Origin of the sequence: Caballeronia sp. LZ043 (genome assembly GCF_031451075.1) — a bacterium.
Lineage (GTDB): Bacteria > Pseudomonadota > Gammaproteobacteria > Burkholderiales > Burkholderiaceae > Caballeronia.
In genome coordinates this window covers 1,456,915-1,472,362 of the sequence record NZ_JARUXT010000001.1, presented here as the reverse complement: position 1 = coordinate 1,472,362, position 15,448 = coordinate 1,456,915, and the positions used below count along the sequence as shown (strand labels likewise).

The following is a 15,448-nucleotide window of genomic DNA, read 5'->3' as shown; positions in this document are numbered from 1 at the left end:
TTGTCCCCCCCCCCCCCCCGGGGGCGGGGGGGGGGGGGCCCCCCCCCACCCCGCCGGGGGGGCCCCCCCCGGGGGCCCCCCCCCACGGCGGTTTTCTCATGCGCGTAAGAAATGGATCAGGTCGTGGTCGCGCGGTCGATGACCCTGAAACGCGCCCGCTTCTGCGCCCGCACGACGGCCTTGTAGGCGTCGAGATACTGGCGCGCCATGCGGTGCGACGTGAAGCGGTCTTCGAAGCGCTTGCGCACGCCTTCGCGCGACAGCGTATGCAGCCGGTTCACGGCCGCCACCGCGCCGATTTCATCCTCGACGATGAAGCCGGACACCCCTTCATCGACCACTTCCGGCACCGCGCCGCGATTGAAGGCGATCACCGGCGTGCCGCAGGCCATCGCCTCGATCATCACGAGGCCGAACGGCTCCGGCCAGTCGATGGGAAACAGCAACGCATGCGCGCCCGAGAGAAACTCGGCCTTCTGGCTGTCGTTGATTTCACCGACGAATTCCACATAAGGCAGCTTGAGCAGCGGCGCGATCTCGCGCTCGAAGTACTCGTGGTCGGCGAAATCCACTTTCGCGGCGATCTTGATGGGAAGGCCGCAGCGTCCCGCGATGCGGATCGCGGTATCCACCCGTTTCTCCGGCGAAATACGGCCCAGGAAGGCCAGATATTTCTGTTCGACGGGCTGCGGCGTGTACAGATTTTCCGGCAGCCCGTGATAGACCGTCGACACCCATTTGGCCTGCGGCAACGGATGGCGCTGGGCGTCCGAGATGGACACGACCGGCGCGGTGTCGAAAGTATCGAAGACCGGCTGCTGCTCGGGCAGGTCGAGGCGGCCGTGCATCGTGGTGAGGAACGGCGTTTCCTGGCGCTTGAACAGCGAGAACGAGTAGTAATCCATGTGGAAGTGCAGCACGTCGAACTCTTCGGCGCGGCGGCGCACCAGTTCCAGCAGCAGCATGTGCGGCGCGATGCGGTCGCGGATCGCCGGATCGAGCCGCAGCGCGCGCGGCCAGACTGCTTCCAGTCGGGCGCTGGTCTGGGAATCGCCGGTGGCGAAGAGCGTGACCTCGTGACCGAGTTCCACGAGCGCCTCGGTGAGATACGACACGACACGTTCCGTGCCCCCGTAGAGCTTCGGCGGCACCGATTCAGTCAGCGGGGCGATCTGGGCAATTCTCATCGTTCTCGTCTCCATGAGCCTATCGACGGCAGCGCACGCCAGCGCACCCATTATGCGAACCGTCGCCTGCGGCATCGAGTATGACAGCCGGCCCACAGCCCGGCCACGAGGTTTGCCCTTACATCAGATCAATGCCCTGTCACTGGAGTGCCGCGTGCGAGTCGCCGACGCGTACCGGCATTATCGAAGGAGAATGGCGGCCGCCCGGCGCACTCTTGCACTTTCATCGCTCTGTTACAGGGCCGAAACAATCGTGTCGGACAGCCGTTACGCTTTGGAGACGCCGCGCAGATCGATCAGGAAGTTGTCGCGCCAGACGCCCAGATCGTGCTTGCGCAATGCGTTCATGTTGGCTTCGTAGCGCTGCTTGCGTTCCGCGAGCGGCATGGTCAGCGCCCGCGCAATCGCCTCGCTCGTGCCGACGATATCGTGCGGATTCACCAGCACCGCGCCAGTCATCTCGTCGGCGGCGCCCGCGAATTGCGACAGCACGAGCACGCCGGGATCGTCCGGATTCTGCGCGGCGACATACTCCTTCGCGACCAGGTTCATGCCGTCGCGCAACGGCGTCACCAGCCCGACCTGCGATTCCCGGAACAGCGACATCAGCTTCCAGCGGTCATAGCGCTGGTTCAGGTAGCGGATCGGCGTGTAGTCGAGGCCCGAATAACGGCCGTTGATGCGCCCCGCTTCATATTCGAGGTTCTGGCGGATCTGCTGATAACTTTCGACGTCGGAGCGCGTCGGCGGCGCGATCTGCACGAGCGTCACGTTGCCGCGCCACTCCGGCGATTTCTCCAGGAAATGTTCGAAGGCGCGGAAACGCTCGACCAGGCCCTTCGAGTAATCGAGCCGGTCGACGCTCATGATGAGCTTGCGGCCTTCGAGGCTTTGTTTCAGGTCCATCACGTCCTGACGCGCTTCGCCGCGCTCGGCCTGCTCGGCGATTTCATCGGGGAACACGCCGATGCGGTACACATTCGTCGTCAGCTTGCGGCCGAAGGCTTCGACGTGGCCGTCGGCGGTCGCCGTGCCGTGTGCATGGCGCACGATGTAATCGTGGAACGCGACGCGGTCGCCTTCAGTCTGGAAGCCCACGACGTCGTAGCAGCACAGCGACTTGACGAGTTCCTCGTGCGGCGGAATGTTCAGCAGGATCTGCGGCGACGGAAACGGAATGTGCAGGAAGAAGCCGATGCGATTCTTGATGCCCTCCGAACGCAGCGCTTCCGCGAACGGGATCATGTGGTAGTCGTGGACCCAGATGACGTCGTCGGGCTCGAGCAGCTTGATCAGCTTGTGCGCGAGCCAGGCGTTCACGCGGCGGTAACCGGCGTATTCGTCGCGATCGTAGACGGCGAGATCGTTGCGATAGTGGAAGACCGGCCACAGCATCGCATTCGAAAAACCGCGGTAGTACTGGTCGTAGTCCTTCTTCGTCAGGCCCACGGTGGCGAAAGTCACGGCGCCGTCCTGTTCCAGCTTGGGGCCCTGGTTCGCCACGGTTTCGCTCACCACGTCCCCGCTCCAGCCAAACCAGACGCCGCCGCTGTCCTTCAGCGCGCCGAAGACGCCGACAGCCAGCCCGCCCGCGGAACCTTTGGTTTCGGTCGGCGTGGCGACCCGGTTGGATACGACGACGAGACGACTCATAAGCTTGCCTTTTCCTCTTTGATCATGTGGGGTTATGTTTTTCGACTGTGAATTGCCCGCTGGGTTTCCATTCACGGCGCGCGATCCGTCAGCCGACTCCATTGTTCACGTCTTTTCGCCGCGCGTCGGTGCGGTAGACGCCGCCGAATGCGCATGCGGGTCCGGTCCGCTCGCCTCGCCTCGGCTCGCGACCGGATCGGCGGGGGTATTGGCGGTATTGGCCGCGCCGGCAGCGTTGTCCGGCGCCGTGCCCGGACGCTGGAGCGGCGGCGCGAAATCGACGTGGCTTTCCTTGTCCGTCGAAAGATCCGCCCGCGCGCGCGGCAGATAGTTCGGATACGCCGCCTGCACGAAATTCACGAGTCCCTCGCGCACGCGGCAGCGCAAATCCCAGTTCAGCGCGGAATCGAACGAGCTGACGAGCACGCGCAGTTGCAACGCGCGATCCGTCGCGTCGGTGACCTGCAGCACCTGTACGCGACCGTCCCATTCCGGCGCATGCGCGAGAATGCGCTCCAGTTCCTCGCGCAGCGGCGCGAGCGGCATGCGGTAATCCACATAGAGGAACACCGTGCCGATGATCTGCGAGCTGTTGCGGGTCCAGTTCGTGAACGGATTTTCGATGAACCACTGCAACGGCACGATCAGCCGGCGCTGGTCCCAGATGCGGATCGACACATAAGTGCCGGTGATTTCCTCGACCCGCCCCCATTCGCCCTGGATGACGACGACGTCGTCGAGGCGGATCGGCTGCGACAGCGCGATCTGCAAACCCGCGATCAGATTGCCGAGCACCGGCCGCGCGGCGATACCGGCGACCAGTCCCGCGACGCCCGCCGACGCCAGCAGGCTCGCGCCGATCTGGCGCACGCTCGGGAATGCCATCAGCGCCCCGCCGAAGCCGATGATGACGATCACCACCATCACCGAACGCGCGAGCACGCGCGCCTGCGTGTGGATGCGGCGGGCGTCGAGGTTGTCGTCGGTGTCGAGCGGGTGCGCCTGCACGATCGCCTCGCCGACCGCGCCCGCGGAGCGCGCCGCGAGGAACGTGAGCGCGACGATCAGCGCGACGGTCTCGACATCGCGCAGGACGCCGATGAACGGCAACGTGTCGGGCGCCTCGAAGATCATGAAGCCGAGCCCGAGGATGATGAGCAGGACCAGCGCGGGTTTGTCGATGTAGCGCAGCACGACGCTCATCAGCGGATAAGGCCGCGCGATGCGGGTCAGGATGCGCGCGCCCGCCCGATGCACGCCCACCGCGAACAGCACGGCGATGACGGCGACGACCAGCGCGCCCGGCCAGGTGCCGAGCGGCCGTTCGGCCAGGTCAATGAAGTGATCGAAAGAAAGCATGAAGGTCGCGGGATCAGCCTCGGGTTGGAAACAGGGCGAGGTGGATACGGCGGCGCGCATCGCGCGGGTGCGATGTCACAAACCATGGGTGCGGAGGCCGCACCGTATTCAGCGAAACTTGCCGGCTGGCAGGCAAGGTCAGGCAAGATCAGGTCAGCAAGCGGGACGCCAGCACGCTCCTGGCGCCTCCGCTCGACCGTTCAGCCCGCCATCAGCGTTCCGCCTTGCAGGGAAACGCCTTGCCGAGGCCGAGCGACACCATGGTCGTGGCGTTGAAATCGGCTTTGTCCGGATTGCCGGCAATGTACTTGCGCACCGCATCCGTCAGTTGCTGGGGTTTCACGTCCGACGGCAGGCAGAAGTATTGGCCGACCTGCGGCCCGGAGGTTCCGCCGATGGCCTCGATCGTGTTATAGACACCGTCCGCCGCGCCTTCGATATAGGCCGCGCAGGCCGTGCGCGAGTTGGGGTCGGTTTTGGTGCACAGCTTGTTCAGGTCGTTGCCGGTGAACGCGAACGCGCACAGAGGTGTCGCGAGCGCACAGGCGATGACGATTTCCCGCAGCATGATCTTCCTTTTATGTTGAGCGGCGGCTTGGATCCGGACAACGGTTCGGGGCACCGGGGCGGCCGCGCCTGACCGCCGGGTGCGCCAGTGTCCGTGCAGCACTGCGCTATTTTGCACCGTTTGCGCCGCCTGGCGCAGCACCGCCCTGCTGCATCGAGTCGAGGCGCGCCTGCAAACCCTCGGCGACATCCTTCGCCTCGTACTTGCGGGCAAAGTCCACGGCCGTCATGCCGATCTGGTTCTTGACGCGCAGGTCCGCGCCTTCGTCGAGCAACAGCTTGCAGGTCGACAAATGCCCGCCGCGCGCGGCCATCATCAGCGGCGTGGTGCCGTTCGGCGAGCCCGCGTCGATATAGGCCGAATGGTCCAGCAGCAGCTTCACGATGTCGTCATGACCGTTGGTCGCCGCATAGTGCAGCGGCGTCCAGCCCTTCTTGTTCACTTCGGCATCCTTGGCGATCAGCGCATTCACGAAGGTCGCGTCGCCGTTGAGGGCCGCGAGCATCATCGCATTCTCGCCGGCGGGGTCGGTCTTTTCCAGATCGGTCTTCGGATTGTCGGCGAGCAATTGGCCGACCTTGTCGGATTTCTCGCGCGCCGCGATCACGAGCAGCGGCGTGCCGGTGTTGTCGACCGTGTTCGGGTCCGCGCCCTGCGCGAGCTGCTTCTTGACCGCCGAGATGTCGTCGAACTTGACCGCCTTGATGAGCGAATCCACAGACGCGGCCCACACCGGCTGCGCAATCGCACAGCCGGCGACGAGCGCCGCCGCGACCAGCCGGCGCAGCGCGGAGCCTGCGGAGCCCTTCGTGTGCTTCATGTCCGCGGCGAAAACGTTTGACGTGTTTGCCACGGGAAGAGCGGAAATCATCGACGAATTGTTCATGGTTGCCTTCGGGGTGCCTTGAAACAGGTTGCTGTACACGCGGTGCGGCCGCCCTCAGCCTGCCCGCGCGATCTTGAAAAGACGGAAGAAGTTGTCCGTGGTGGCCTGCGCCAGCGCTTCTTCCGGCTGTTCGCGCAATTGCGCGACAAAACGTCCGACATGACTCACGTACGCAGGTTCATTCGGCTTGCCGCGATACGGCACCGGCGCGAGATAAGGCGAATCGGTTTCGATCAGCAGCCGTTCCAGCGGCACGCGGCGCGCCACGTCCTGCACGTCCTTGGCGCTCTTGAACGTGACGATGCCCGACAGCGAAATATGAAAGTTCTGCGCAAGCGCACGTTCGGCCACATCCCACGGTTCGGTGAAACAATGCATCACGCCGCCCGGCACGCCGGCGCGCTCTTCTTCCATGATGCGCAGCGTGTCGTCCGAGGACGCGCGCGTGTGGATGATGAGCGGCTTGCCGGTCTTGTGCGCCGCGCGGATGTGGGTGCGGAAGCGTTCGCGCTGCCACTCCATGTCGGCCAGGCTGCGGCCTTCGAGCCGATAGTAGTCGAGGCCCGTCTCGCCGATCGCGCAGACTTTCGGATGCCCGGCCAGCTCGACGAGCTCGTCCACGCTCGGCTCGCGCATGTCCTCGTGATCCGGATGCACGCCGACCGACGCATACACGTTCTCGTATCGTTCGGCGATGGCGAGCACCGAGGGCAGCGTTTCCAGATCGACCGACACGCACAGCGCATGCGTGACCGAATGCGCGCGCATGTTGTCGAGCACGTCGGGCAGGCGGTCGGCGAGTCCTTCGAAGTTGATGTGGCAGTGTGAATCGACGAACATGCGCGGCTCCCTGATCCTTAATGCGTGTGCTGTGGCGCGGCGCGCTGCGTGTCGAGACGCAGGCCGAGGATCACGAGATCGCGCTCGACGCCGTCCAGCACCGCGACGCGCGGCAGCGCGCCCCAGGTTTCGAAGCCGAAGCCGGCGAACAGCTTGACGCTGGCTTCGTTGTGCCCGAAGACGAAACCGAGCACGGTATCGACCTTCAGCGACGGCGCGCGCTCGAGCGCCTCGCGCAGCAGCGCACGGCCGAGCCCCTTGCCGCGGGCGCGCTCGTGCAGATAAATGCTGACTTCGACGGTGCGCGCATACGCCGGGCGGCCGTAGAAGTCGGAGAAGCTGAGCCACGCGATGACCTCGCCGCCTTCCTCGACGACCCACAGCGGGCGCGATTGCGGCGAATGCGCGTGAAACCACGCGTGACGGCTTTCGAGCGTGACCGGCTCGAGATCGGCGGTGACCTGGCGCGAGGCGATCGTCGAATTGTAGATGGCCACGATGGCAGGCAGATCGTCGAAGGTGGCGTCGCGGTATTGGAGAGTCATGGTTGGATTGAAAAGGCTCCGGGCACCCTGTCAGGCGACGTAGATGCCGCGATAGCCGAGGAACAGTTCCTCGAACACGAGGCGCGCGTTGAGCGGATGATTCTCCACGGCGCGCTGCCGCGTGACGGTTTTCATGTAGCGGGCGAGCGCGGCGCCATCCGCGCCCTGTGCACAGCGCGCGAGCGCCTTGGCCGCGCCTGGAAAGTAACGCGGCCGGCCCGCCGTGCGCTGCGCGAGCAGATCGTAAAGCCAGCGCTGCAGCCAGCCGAGCACGAGCGGCACCGGCAGCTTCTGCAGGTTCTCGCCGCAGGCGAAGGCGTCGCAGTTCGGTCCGGCGGCGAGCTGGGCGAGCGTGAAGTCGCGTAACGCGCGGTTCTCGTCGCTCGCCAGCGCCAGCGCCGCCAGCGGCGCGCCGCCCGCCTGCGCGAGCAGGCCCGCTGCATCGTCGATACCCTGCGCCGCGAGCCATGCATTCGCCTGCGCTGGCTCGGGCACGCTCATCGGCCATTGACGGCAGCGGCTCACGATGGTCGGCAGCAGCCGGTCCATGCGCGCCGAAACCAGCAGAAACACGACGCCCGACGGCGGTTCTTCGAGCGTCTTCAACAGCGCGTTGGCGGCGGCGACATTCAATGCCTCGGCCGGATACAACACCACGACACGCACCCCGCCGCGGTGCGAGCCCAGGGCACAGAAGTCCAGCAGCGCGCGCACCTGCTCGATCTTGATTTCCTTGCTGGGCGCGCGCGATTTCTTGCCTTCGTCGCCATCGGCTTTGTCAGCGGGGGCGTCGGCGGCGTCGCCGGAGGTGGCGACGGCAAGGCCCGCGAGCGCTTCCGGCAGCACGGCGCGATAGTCGGGATGGTTGCCCTGCGAAAACCACAGGCACGCCGGGCAATGGCCGCAGGGTTCGCCGTTCGCCGCGGGCGCCTCGCACAGCAGACCTTGCGCCAGATGTTGTGCGAACTGCAATTTGCCGATGCCCGCCTCGCCATGCAGCAGCAATGCGTGCGGCCAGTGCGCGCGCAGTTGCTGGAGGCGTTGCCAGTCGTCGGTCTGCCAAGGGTAGATCATTGCTGTTATCGTATTGAATCAGAGACTTGCGATCGTTTCTTCAAGTTTTTTGCGAATGTCGTCGATGGTCCGGGTGGCATCGACGACGGCAAAGCGCTGCGGCGACTCCGCGGCCCGGCGCAGATATTCGCCCCGCGTGCGCGCAAAAAACGTCTCCGACTCGCGCTCGAACTTGTCCGGCGCGCGCGCCGCCGAGCGGCGTTCGTTCGCGGTTTCGGTCGGCACGTCGAACAGCACGGTCAGATCCGGCTGGAAACCGCCCTGCACCCATCGTTCCAGCGCTTCGAGCTTGTCGCGCGGCAGGCCGCGGCCGCCGCCCTGGTATGCAAAAGTGGCATCCGTGAAACGGTCCGACAGCACCCAATCGCCGCGCGACAGCGCCGGTTCGATCACCTGCGCCAGATGTTCCCGGCGCGCTGCGAACATCAGCAGCGCCTCGGTTTCGAGGTCCATTGGCTGGTCCAGCAGGATGCCGCGCAGTGTTTCACCGAGCGGCGTGCCGCCTGGCTCGCGCGTCATCACGACCGCATGGCCGGACGGCGCGAGCTTCGCCGCGAGTTGCTGGCGGAACCAGTCGAGATGCGTGGTCTTGCCCGCGCCGTCGATGCCTTCGAACGTAATGAACTTGCCGCGCGCCATTCATTGACCCCGGATGTATTTGTCGACGGCCTTGTTGTGGTCGCCGAGCGTGTCGGAAAAGATGCTGCTGCCGTCGCCGCGCGAGACGAAATACAGCGCGGTGCTGGCGGCCGGGTTGAGCGTGGCGGTCAACGCGGCCACGCCGGGCAGCGCGATCGGCGTCGGCGGCAGGCCCATGCGCGTGTAGGTATTGTACGGAGTGTCCGTCTGCAGGTCCTTCTTCCTGAGCTTGCCGCCATAAGCCGGGCCCAGGCCGTAGATCACGGTGGGATCGGTCTGCAGCGGCATGCCGATGCGCAGCCGGTTCGCGAACACCGCCGCAACCAGCGGCCGGTCCTGCGCGCGCCCGGTTTCCTTCTCCACGATCGACGCCATGATCAGCGCGTCATAAGGCGTCTTGTAAGGCAGATTCGGCGCGCGCGCGTTCCACGCCTCGGTGAGACGCACTTGCATGAGCCGGTAGGCGCGCTGGTAGACGGCGAGATCGCTGGTGTTCTTGTCGAAGAGATAGGTGTCGGGGAAGAACAGCCCTTCAGCCGACGCCCGGTCCACCTCGGCGGCGCCGATCGCCCGCAGCAGGTCCGTGTCGCTCATGCCGGCCGTGTCGTGCTTGAGCGCGGGATTGCCGTCCAGTTCGGCGCGCATCTTCTGCAGCGTCCAGCCTTCGATGACTGTTGCGACGTACTCGTTGACGTCGCCGCGCGCGATCTTCTGCAGCACCTCATAGGGCGTGATGCCGCTCTTGAATGCGTAGTTGCCGGACTTGAGCTGCGCGGACAGGCCGAGCACGCGGGTCATCAGCACGAACAGTTCCGGCTCGACCGGCACGCCGCCGCGGTTCAGCTGATTGCTCACGCTGCGCAGGCTGCTATGCGGTTTGATGGTGACGTCAAGCTCGGGTGTCGCGAGTGCCATGGGACGCTGCGCCCACCAGACGACGCCGCCCGCGACGGCCGCCGCGACCAGCGCGGCGAACACGATGGCCACGACGCATTTCTTCAAGAGGGACATGCGGAACACGCTTGGGATAAGACCAATATAATAACTTGCCGCCTGTGCCGGAGTCGCTTTCACCGGTCCGGGCTTCTCTGAAAGGACAGCCGCGACCTCCATGAATTCCCAGACCCCGACCCTCGCCCCCGCCGATTTCGAAGCCGTCAAGACCGCCGGCGCGTTCATGCCGCTCACGCAGTTCGGCGTGATCGATGTCAGGGGCGAGGACGCCGCGACCTTCCTGCACAACCAGATCACCAACGACGTCCAGCATCTCGATGCCTCCACGGCCCGACTGGCCGGTTATTGCTCGCCGAAGGGACGGCTGCTGGCGTCGTTCCTGATGTGGCGCACGGCCGATGCGGTGCGCCTGCTGATCGCGCAGGACACGCAGGCGGCAGTGCAGAAGCGTCTGTCGATGTTCGTGCTGCGGCTGAAAGCGAAGCTCTCCGACGCGACGCCCGAGGTGGCCGCGGTCGGCTTCGCGGGCGACGTGCGCGCGGCGCTGTCCGGCATCTTCGATGCCCTGCCCGACGGCGTGCACGTGAAGGTCGAAGGTCCGAATGGCGCGCTGATCCGCGTGCCGGATGCGGCGCATCGGCCGCGTTTCCTGTGGGTCGGGCCGAAGGCGCTGGTGGACGAACAGCTCGCGGCCCTCGAAGACAAACTGGTGCGCGTGCCCGGGCAAATGTGGGACTGGCTCGACATCCATGCGGGCGAACCGCGCATCACGCACGCGACGGTCGAGCAGTTCGTGCCGCAGATGGTGAACTTCGACGTGCTCGGCGGCGTGAACTTCAAGAAAGGCTGCTATCCGGGACAGGAGATCGTCGCGCGCAGCCAGTATCGCGGCACGATCAAGCGGCGCACGGCGCTCGCGCACACCGAAGCGGCCGCGCCCGGAGCGGAGCTGTTTCATTCCGACGATCCGGGCCAGCCGTGCGGGCTGGTCGTCAACGCGGCGCCGGCGGAAGCCGGCGGCGTGGACTGTCTGGTCGAGATCAAGCTGGCCGCGCTCGACAACGGCAGCGTTCACGTGGGTTCCGCCGATGGGCCGGCGCTCGAATTTGCGCCGCTGCCCTACGCCTTTCCCGCCGATGCCTGAGGTCCCGCGCGCATGTGCCTGATCGTTTTCGACTGGCAGCCCGCGGCCGCGCCCGGCGAGCGCCGCGCGCTGCTGACGCTGTCGGCGAATCGGGATGAATTCTTGCGCCGCACCGCCGAGCCGATGCACTGGTGGACCGACGCGCCGGGCGTGCTTGCGGGACGCGATCTCACGGGCGGCGGCACATGGCTGGGTGTGTCGCGCGATGGACGCTTCGCGGCGCTGACGAACTATCGCGCGCCGAGCGAGACGCGCCCGGACGCGCCGACGCGCGGCACGCTGGTGAGCGACTTTCTCGCGGGCGAACGGCTTGCGCCGCTGACGTATCTGGAACGCGTGGCCGAGCGAGGTCAGCGTTATAACGGCTTCAACCTGCTGTGCGGCGATTTCGCCCGGCGTGAACTGGGCTGGTATGGCAATCGCGCGGATGCGCCGCCAGCCTTGCTCGAAGCGGGCGTGCATGGCTTGTCGAACAGTCTGCTGAACACGCCTTGGCCAAAGCTGGTGGCTCAGCGCGACGCCTTGCACGACCTGATTCACGCCGACGAGCGGCCGTCACTCGATGTGCTGATCGACACCTTGCGCGATCCGCGTACGGCCAACGACGCGCTGCTGCCCTCCACCGGCATTTCGATCGAGCGGGAACGCGTGTTGTCGGCGGCGTTTATCGAGACGCCCGAGTACGGGACACGCAGCACCACGGCGTTGCGCGTGGACCTGATGCCGCATGGGCTCGCGGTCGATGTCAAGGAACGCAGTGACGATGACGGCTCGCATCGGATCGTGCGGCCCGGCGCGTTCGAGCGGGCTTTTGACTTCGAAGTGGAACGCGGTTGACGCGGGCTTAGCGCGTGCGTCGCATCAGGTAGAGAATGCCCCCGATGATCAGTGCGCCGATGCTGTCCACCACGGTCATTAAAGGAATGGGATTTGTCCATTTGTCCATGTTGGTGGTCCGCGAGTAATACGGCGGGCCGTCGCCGTAGTATTCAGTCAGAGCGAGCACATTCCAGGCGACGAGAAGAGCATAGAGAATGGCAACGATGACATATAAGCCCGCTCTCAACAGGGACTGGTAGCTCGTGATCTGCATTGGTTCAGTAGCGAACGGTCAAAGGAATGTAGCATTCCGGAGAATCGGCTGTAGCGGCTTTCAAGTCGCGGACGAAATCCTCCATTCGAGAACGGAGACCGATGCATCCAGCAGTTCTTGCATACACTCCGCCATGAATGAAGAATCCACCGCGACCGAAGGTTTCCGTGCCTGGGAATATGTGGATTGTGATCCGATGATCTCCCCACGTTGAGCGTAGACCCGACTTGTACCATTCGTTCGTCCACATCTGTGACGGTTGAATCCAATATCGACCCGGCGGAATAGGTCCCTCGTTGCGTGTTCGGTATCGGGCGGGAGAGAAATCAAACCTTCCCCCGATTAGCGGTTTTCCGGAAATTGCCGGATAGGACCGCCCACGCTGAGCATGAACTAAAAGAGCGGAGCCATTGAACGAGAGAGAGATAGTCCCTGAACGTGCATACATGGGACTGCGGGGAAAACCGTGCTCTGCTGCATAGTCATCTGACATACATCCGAGACAGTAGGATTGGACAGCAGTGCAGGGCAAGCTCGTCCCTGATCACTCAATTTCCCGACCCTATCATCCAGCAATCCTGAGGAATCCACCCGCCTGACATTTCAGACGATACTCAATCTTCATCCCTCACCCTTCAAACGCCTCCCGCAGCGCCCTCACCGCTTCCGCATGCGCATCGGCCACTTCAGGCACGAAGCCGCCCATCTTGAAGAACTCGTGGATCATCCCTTCATAGCGCCTGAGCGTCACCGGCACGCCCTGCTGCTCCAGCTTTTCCGCATACGCGACATCTTCATCGAACAGCGGATCGTGATCCGCCGCCGCGATCCACGCCGGCGCGACGCCCGCCATGTCGGGCACGCCGCCCGCGGCATCGAGCGGTGCGAAGCGCCAGTCATCGCGGTCGCGGTCATCGCGCAGATACTGGGCGAAGAACCACTGGATCGTTTCGCCCGAAAGCAGATAGCCCTCCGCCAGTTGCGCGTGCGACGCGCTCTGCTGCCGCGCGCTCGTGCCCGGATAGATCAGCAGTTGCAGCCGCAAGCCGATGCCCGCATCGCGCGCCAGCACCGCGCACACCGTGGCCAGCGTGCCGCCCGCGCTGTCGCCGCCGATCGCCAGTCGCGCCGCATCGATGCCGAACGTGCCCGCCTCACGCGCCAGCCATTGCAGCGCGTCGAACGCGTCGTTCACCGCGACGGGAAAGCGGTGCTCGGGCGCAAGCCGGTAATCGACCGACACCACCGCGCAGCCCGCATCGTGCGCGAGCTTGCGGCACAGCGCATCGTGCGTCGCCACGCTGCCGACGGTAAAGCCGCCGCCATGCAGATACAGCAGCCCCGCCACCGGCTGCGCCCAGTTCGGCTCGACGGGCTGATACACGCGCACGCCGATCGTCGCGCCGTCGCGCGTGGGCACCTGCACGTCCTCGACGCTGAACAGCGGCAGCGGCGCGATGTCGAGGATCGGCGCGCTCATCGCGTAGGCGGCGCGCGCCTGCTGCGGCGTCAGCGTGTGGAACGGCGGGCGGTTCGCACGCGCCACCATCTCGAGGATTTGGGCGATCTTGGGATTGAGCGGCATCGATTGAGGAGCGTTGAAAATACGCGGCTAACGCGGCCGCCTGAGCGACATCGGATCGGTCGGATTGCGCAGTTGGGCGATGTCGTCGAGCCGCAGTTGCACCGACGCCATGATGGCCGGATGCGTGATGACGTAAAAGCGGCGCGCGCGCACGGCATCGAAGGTCAGTGCGGCGATGTCGTCCGCCGTGAGCTTGCCGCCTTCCACCGCTTTCGCGAGTTGCCGCGCGGCGAGTTTCTGCGACGCGGTGTACGGAGCCGCGTTGGCGAGCGCTTCGGGCCGCGCGCGTTCGGCATCGGCGATGCCCGTCGGCACGAACGCGGGACACAGCAGCGACACGCCGATCAGGTCCGCACCCGCCAGCCGCAAATCATGCTGCAGGGTCTCGGTCAGCGCGACGACCGCGTGTTTCGACGCGTTGTAGACGCCCATCGCGGGCGCGGCGAGCAGGCCCGCCACCGACGCCGTATTGACGATGTGCGCCGGCTCGTTCTGCCGCAGCATGATGGGCACGAACGCACGCAGACCGTTCGCGACACCCATCACGTTGACGCCGAAGACCCATTGCCAGTCGTTGGCGCTGTTTTCCCACACGAAGCCGCCCGCGCCGACGCCCGCGTTGTTGAACAACAGATGCACGCCGCCGAAGGCATCGAGCGCGGCCTGCGCCAGCGCCTCTACCTGCGCCGGGTCCGAGACATCCGCCGTCACGCCGAGCGCTTCGCCGCCCTGCGCGCGGATGGCATCCACCGTGGCGGCGAGGCCGGCAGTGTCGAGATCGGCGAGCACGAGCTTCATGCCGAGCGCCGCGCCTTGCTGCGCGAACGCCCGGCCGAAGCCGCTGCCCGCGCCGGTGATGACGGCAACCTTGCCAGCGAAACTGTCCACGTGAGGTTTCCGGGTTCGATCAGATCAGCTTCACGAGCTGCTTGCCGAAGTTCTTTCCGCGCAGCATGCCGAGCAGCGCCTCGGGCGCTTGCTCGAGACCGTCCGCGATGCTCTCGCGGAACAGCAGCTTCTTCGTCGCGACGCGTTCGCCGAGATCCTTGAGCGCCTGCGGCCAGATATCCAGATGTTCGTAGACGATGAAGCCTTGCAGCAAGAGCCGCTGCGTCAGGATGAGCCGGGGCGCGTCCAGCGGCAGGGGTTTGCCGTCATAGCCGGAGATCATGCCGCACACGGCAATGCGTCCGAACGCGTTCATGCGCGCCAGCACTGCGTTGAGGATCTCGCCGCCGACGTTCTCGAAGTAGCCGTCGATGCCATCCGGCACGGCCGCCTTCAGGTCGGCGCGCAGGTTGCCCGCCTTGTAGTCGACGCAGGCATCGAAGCCGAGCGTCTCCACCACATAGCGGCATTTCTCCGCGCCGCCCGCGATGCCCACTGCGCGGCAGCCGGCCGCCTTCGCCAGTTGCCCGACGACGCTGCCCACCGCGCCGCTCGCCGCTGACACCACCACGGTCTCGCCCGCCTTCGGCTTGATGATGCCGTTCAGGCCGTACCACGCGGTGACGCCCGGCATGCCGAGCGCGCCGAGATAGGCGGAGAGCGGCACGCGCGAGGCATCGACCTGGTTCAGCATCGTGCCGTCCGAGGTGCCGTACTCCTGCCAGCCGAGCATGCCCACGACGTTGTCGCCGACCGCGAACTTCGGATTGCGCGACTCGCTGACGACGCCCACCGTGCCGCCGATCATCACTTCGTTCAGCGGCTGCGGCGGCGCGTAGGACTTGGCGTCGTCCATGCGGCCGCGCATGTACGGGTCGAGCGACAGATAGTGGTTGCGGACCCGCACCTCGCCCTCGGCGAGCGGCGCGAGCGGCGTTTCGACGAGCTTGAAGTTGCTCGCCGAGGCTTCGCCATCGGGACGTGAGACGAGCAGGATCTGACGGTTCAGCGGTGCGTCTGCCATGGCGGGTTC

The 15,448-nt window shown here is 65.7% G+C and carries 17 protein-coding genes; 2 read left to right on the top strand and 15 right to left on the bottom strand.

The window, feature by feature from the left end; genetic code table 11:
* Window positions 1-116: 116 nt before the first annotated feature.
* From QCE64_RS06635 to mltG, 10 genes are all read right to left on the bottom strand, one after another.
* A complete protein-coding gene (locus tag QCE64_RS06635) occupies window positions 117-1,187 on the bottom strand; it encodes a glycosyltransferase family 4 protein (RefSeq protein ID WP_310003140.1) in 1,071 nt (356 codons plus the stop codon).
* 267 nt (window positions 1,188-1,454) lie between these two features.
* The gene (otsA, locus tag QCE64_RS06630) at window positions 1,455-2,840 is read right to left on the bottom strand and encodes an alpha,alpha-trehalose-phosphate synthase (UDP-forming) (RefSeq protein ID WP_309916074.1); all 1,386 of its coding nucleotides are present in this window, start codon (window positions 2,838-2,840) and stop codon (window positions 1,455-1,457) included.
* A 105-nt stretch (window positions 2,841-2,945) separates the two neighbouring features.
* The gene (locus QCE64_RS06625) at window positions 2,946-4,199 is read right to left on the bottom strand and encodes a mechanosensitive ion channel domain-containing protein (protein ID WP_309916071.1); all 1,254 of its coding nucleotides are present in this window, start codon (window positions 4,197-4,199) and stop codon (window positions 2,946-2,948) included.
* Window positions 4,200-4,410: 211 nt separating this feature from the next.
* Window positions 4,411-4,767, bottom strand: coding sequence for a Rap1a/Tai family immunity protein (locus QCE64_RS06620; RefSeq protein WP_309916068.1), 357 nt, complete (start codon window positions 4,765-4,767; stop codon window positions 4,411-4,413).
* Between the two features lie 106 nt (window positions 4,768-4,873).
* Window positions 4,874-5,587 (bottom strand): ankyrin repeat domain-containing protein, encoded by a 714-nt coding sequence (locus QCE64_RS06615; protein ID WP_404987302.1) that lies wholly within the window; start codon window positions 5,585-5,587, stop codon window positions 4,874-4,876.
* 120 nt (window positions 5,588-5,707) lie between these two features.
* Entirely contained in the window at window positions 5,708-6,493 is a 786-nt protein-coding gene (locus tag QCE64_RS06610) for a TatD family hydrolase (protein WP_309930023.1), read from the bottom strand.
* Between the two features lie 17 nt (window positions 6,494-6,510).
* Entirely contained in the window at window positions 6,511-7,038 is a 528-nt protein-coding gene (locus QCE64_RS06605; protein ID WP_309930020.1) for an N-acetyltransferase family protein, read from the bottom strand.
* A gap of 30 nt (window positions 7,039-7,068) precedes the next feature.
* Window positions 7,069-8,112, bottom strand: a complete 1,044-nt coding sequence (locus QCE64_RS06600; RefSeq protein ID WP_309916060.1) for a DNA polymerase III subunit delta' — start codon at window positions 8,110-8,112, stop codon at window positions 7,069-7,071.
* Window positions 8,113-8,130: 18 nt separating this feature from the next.
* Window positions 8,131-8,751: a dTMP kinase gene (gene tmk, locus QCE64_RS06595; RefSeq protein WP_309930017.1), complete on the bottom strand. Its 621-nt coding sequence runs from the start codon at window positions 8,749-8,751 to the stop codon at window positions 8,131-8,133.
* Window positions 8,752-9,762 carry an endolytic transglycosylase MltG gene (mltG, locus tag QCE64_RS06590; RefSeq protein WP_309916056.1) on the bottom strand — a complete coding sequence of 337 codons (1,011 nt, stop codon included), beginning with the start codon at window positions 9,760-9,762 and terminating at the stop codon, window positions 8,752-8,754.
* 100 nt (window positions 9,763-9,862) lie between these two features.
* On the opposite strand from mltG, the gene QCE64_RS06585 reads away from it, so the two are divergent.
* Window positions 9,863-10,849 (top strand): folate-binding protein, encoded by a 987-nt coding sequence (locus QCE64_RS06585; protein ID WP_310003138.1) that lies wholly within the window; start codon window positions 9,863-9,865, stop codon window positions 10,847-10,849.
* 12 nt (window positions 10,850-10,861) lie between these two features.
* Window positions 10,862-11,686 carry an NRDE family protein gene (locus tag QCE64_RS06580; RefSeq protein WP_309916052.1) on the top strand — a complete coding sequence of 275 codons (825 nt, stop codon included), beginning with the start codon at window positions 10,862-10,864 and terminating at the stop codon, window positions 11,684-11,686.
* Between the two features lie 7 nt (window positions 11,687-11,693).
* Here QCE64_RS06580 and QCE64_RS06575 read toward each other — a convergent pair whose 3' ends face one another.
* From QCE64_RS06575 to QCE64_RS06555, 5 genes are all read right to left on the bottom strand, one after another.
* Entirely contained in the window at window positions 11,694-11,942 is a 249-nt protein-coding gene (locus tag QCE64_RS06575; RefSeq protein WP_309916049.1) for a hypothetical protein, read from the bottom strand.
* Between the two features lie 4 nt (window positions 11,943-11,946).
* A complete protein-coding gene (locus QCE64_RS06570; RefSeq protein ID WP_310004168.1) occupies window positions 11,947-12,390 on the bottom strand; it encodes a tlde1 domain-containing protein in 444 nt (147 codons plus the stop codon).
* A 180-nt stretch (window positions 12,391-12,570) separates the two neighbouring features.
* Window positions 12,571-13,527 carry an alpha/beta hydrolase gene (locus QCE64_RS06565; protein ID WP_309930007.1) on the bottom strand — a complete coding sequence of 319 codons (957 nt, stop codon included), beginning with the start codon at window positions 13,525-13,527 and terminating at the stop codon, window positions 12,571-12,573.
* Window positions 13,528-13,554: 27 nt separating this feature from the next.
* Complete coding sequence (locus tag QCE64_RS06560) at window positions 13,555-14,415, bottom strand: SDR family oxidoreductase (protein ID WP_310003136.1); 861 nt, start codon at window positions 14,413-14,415, stop codon at window positions 13,555-13,557.
* A 19-nt stretch (window positions 14,416-14,434) separates the two neighbouring features.
* Window positions 14,435-15,439: an NADP-dependent oxidoreductase gene (locus QCE64_RS06555; RefSeq protein WP_309930005.1), complete on the bottom strand. Its 1,005-nt coding sequence runs from the start codon at window positions 15,437-15,439 to the stop codon at window positions 14,435-14,437.
* Window positions 15,440-15,448 lie beyond the last annotated feature (9 nt).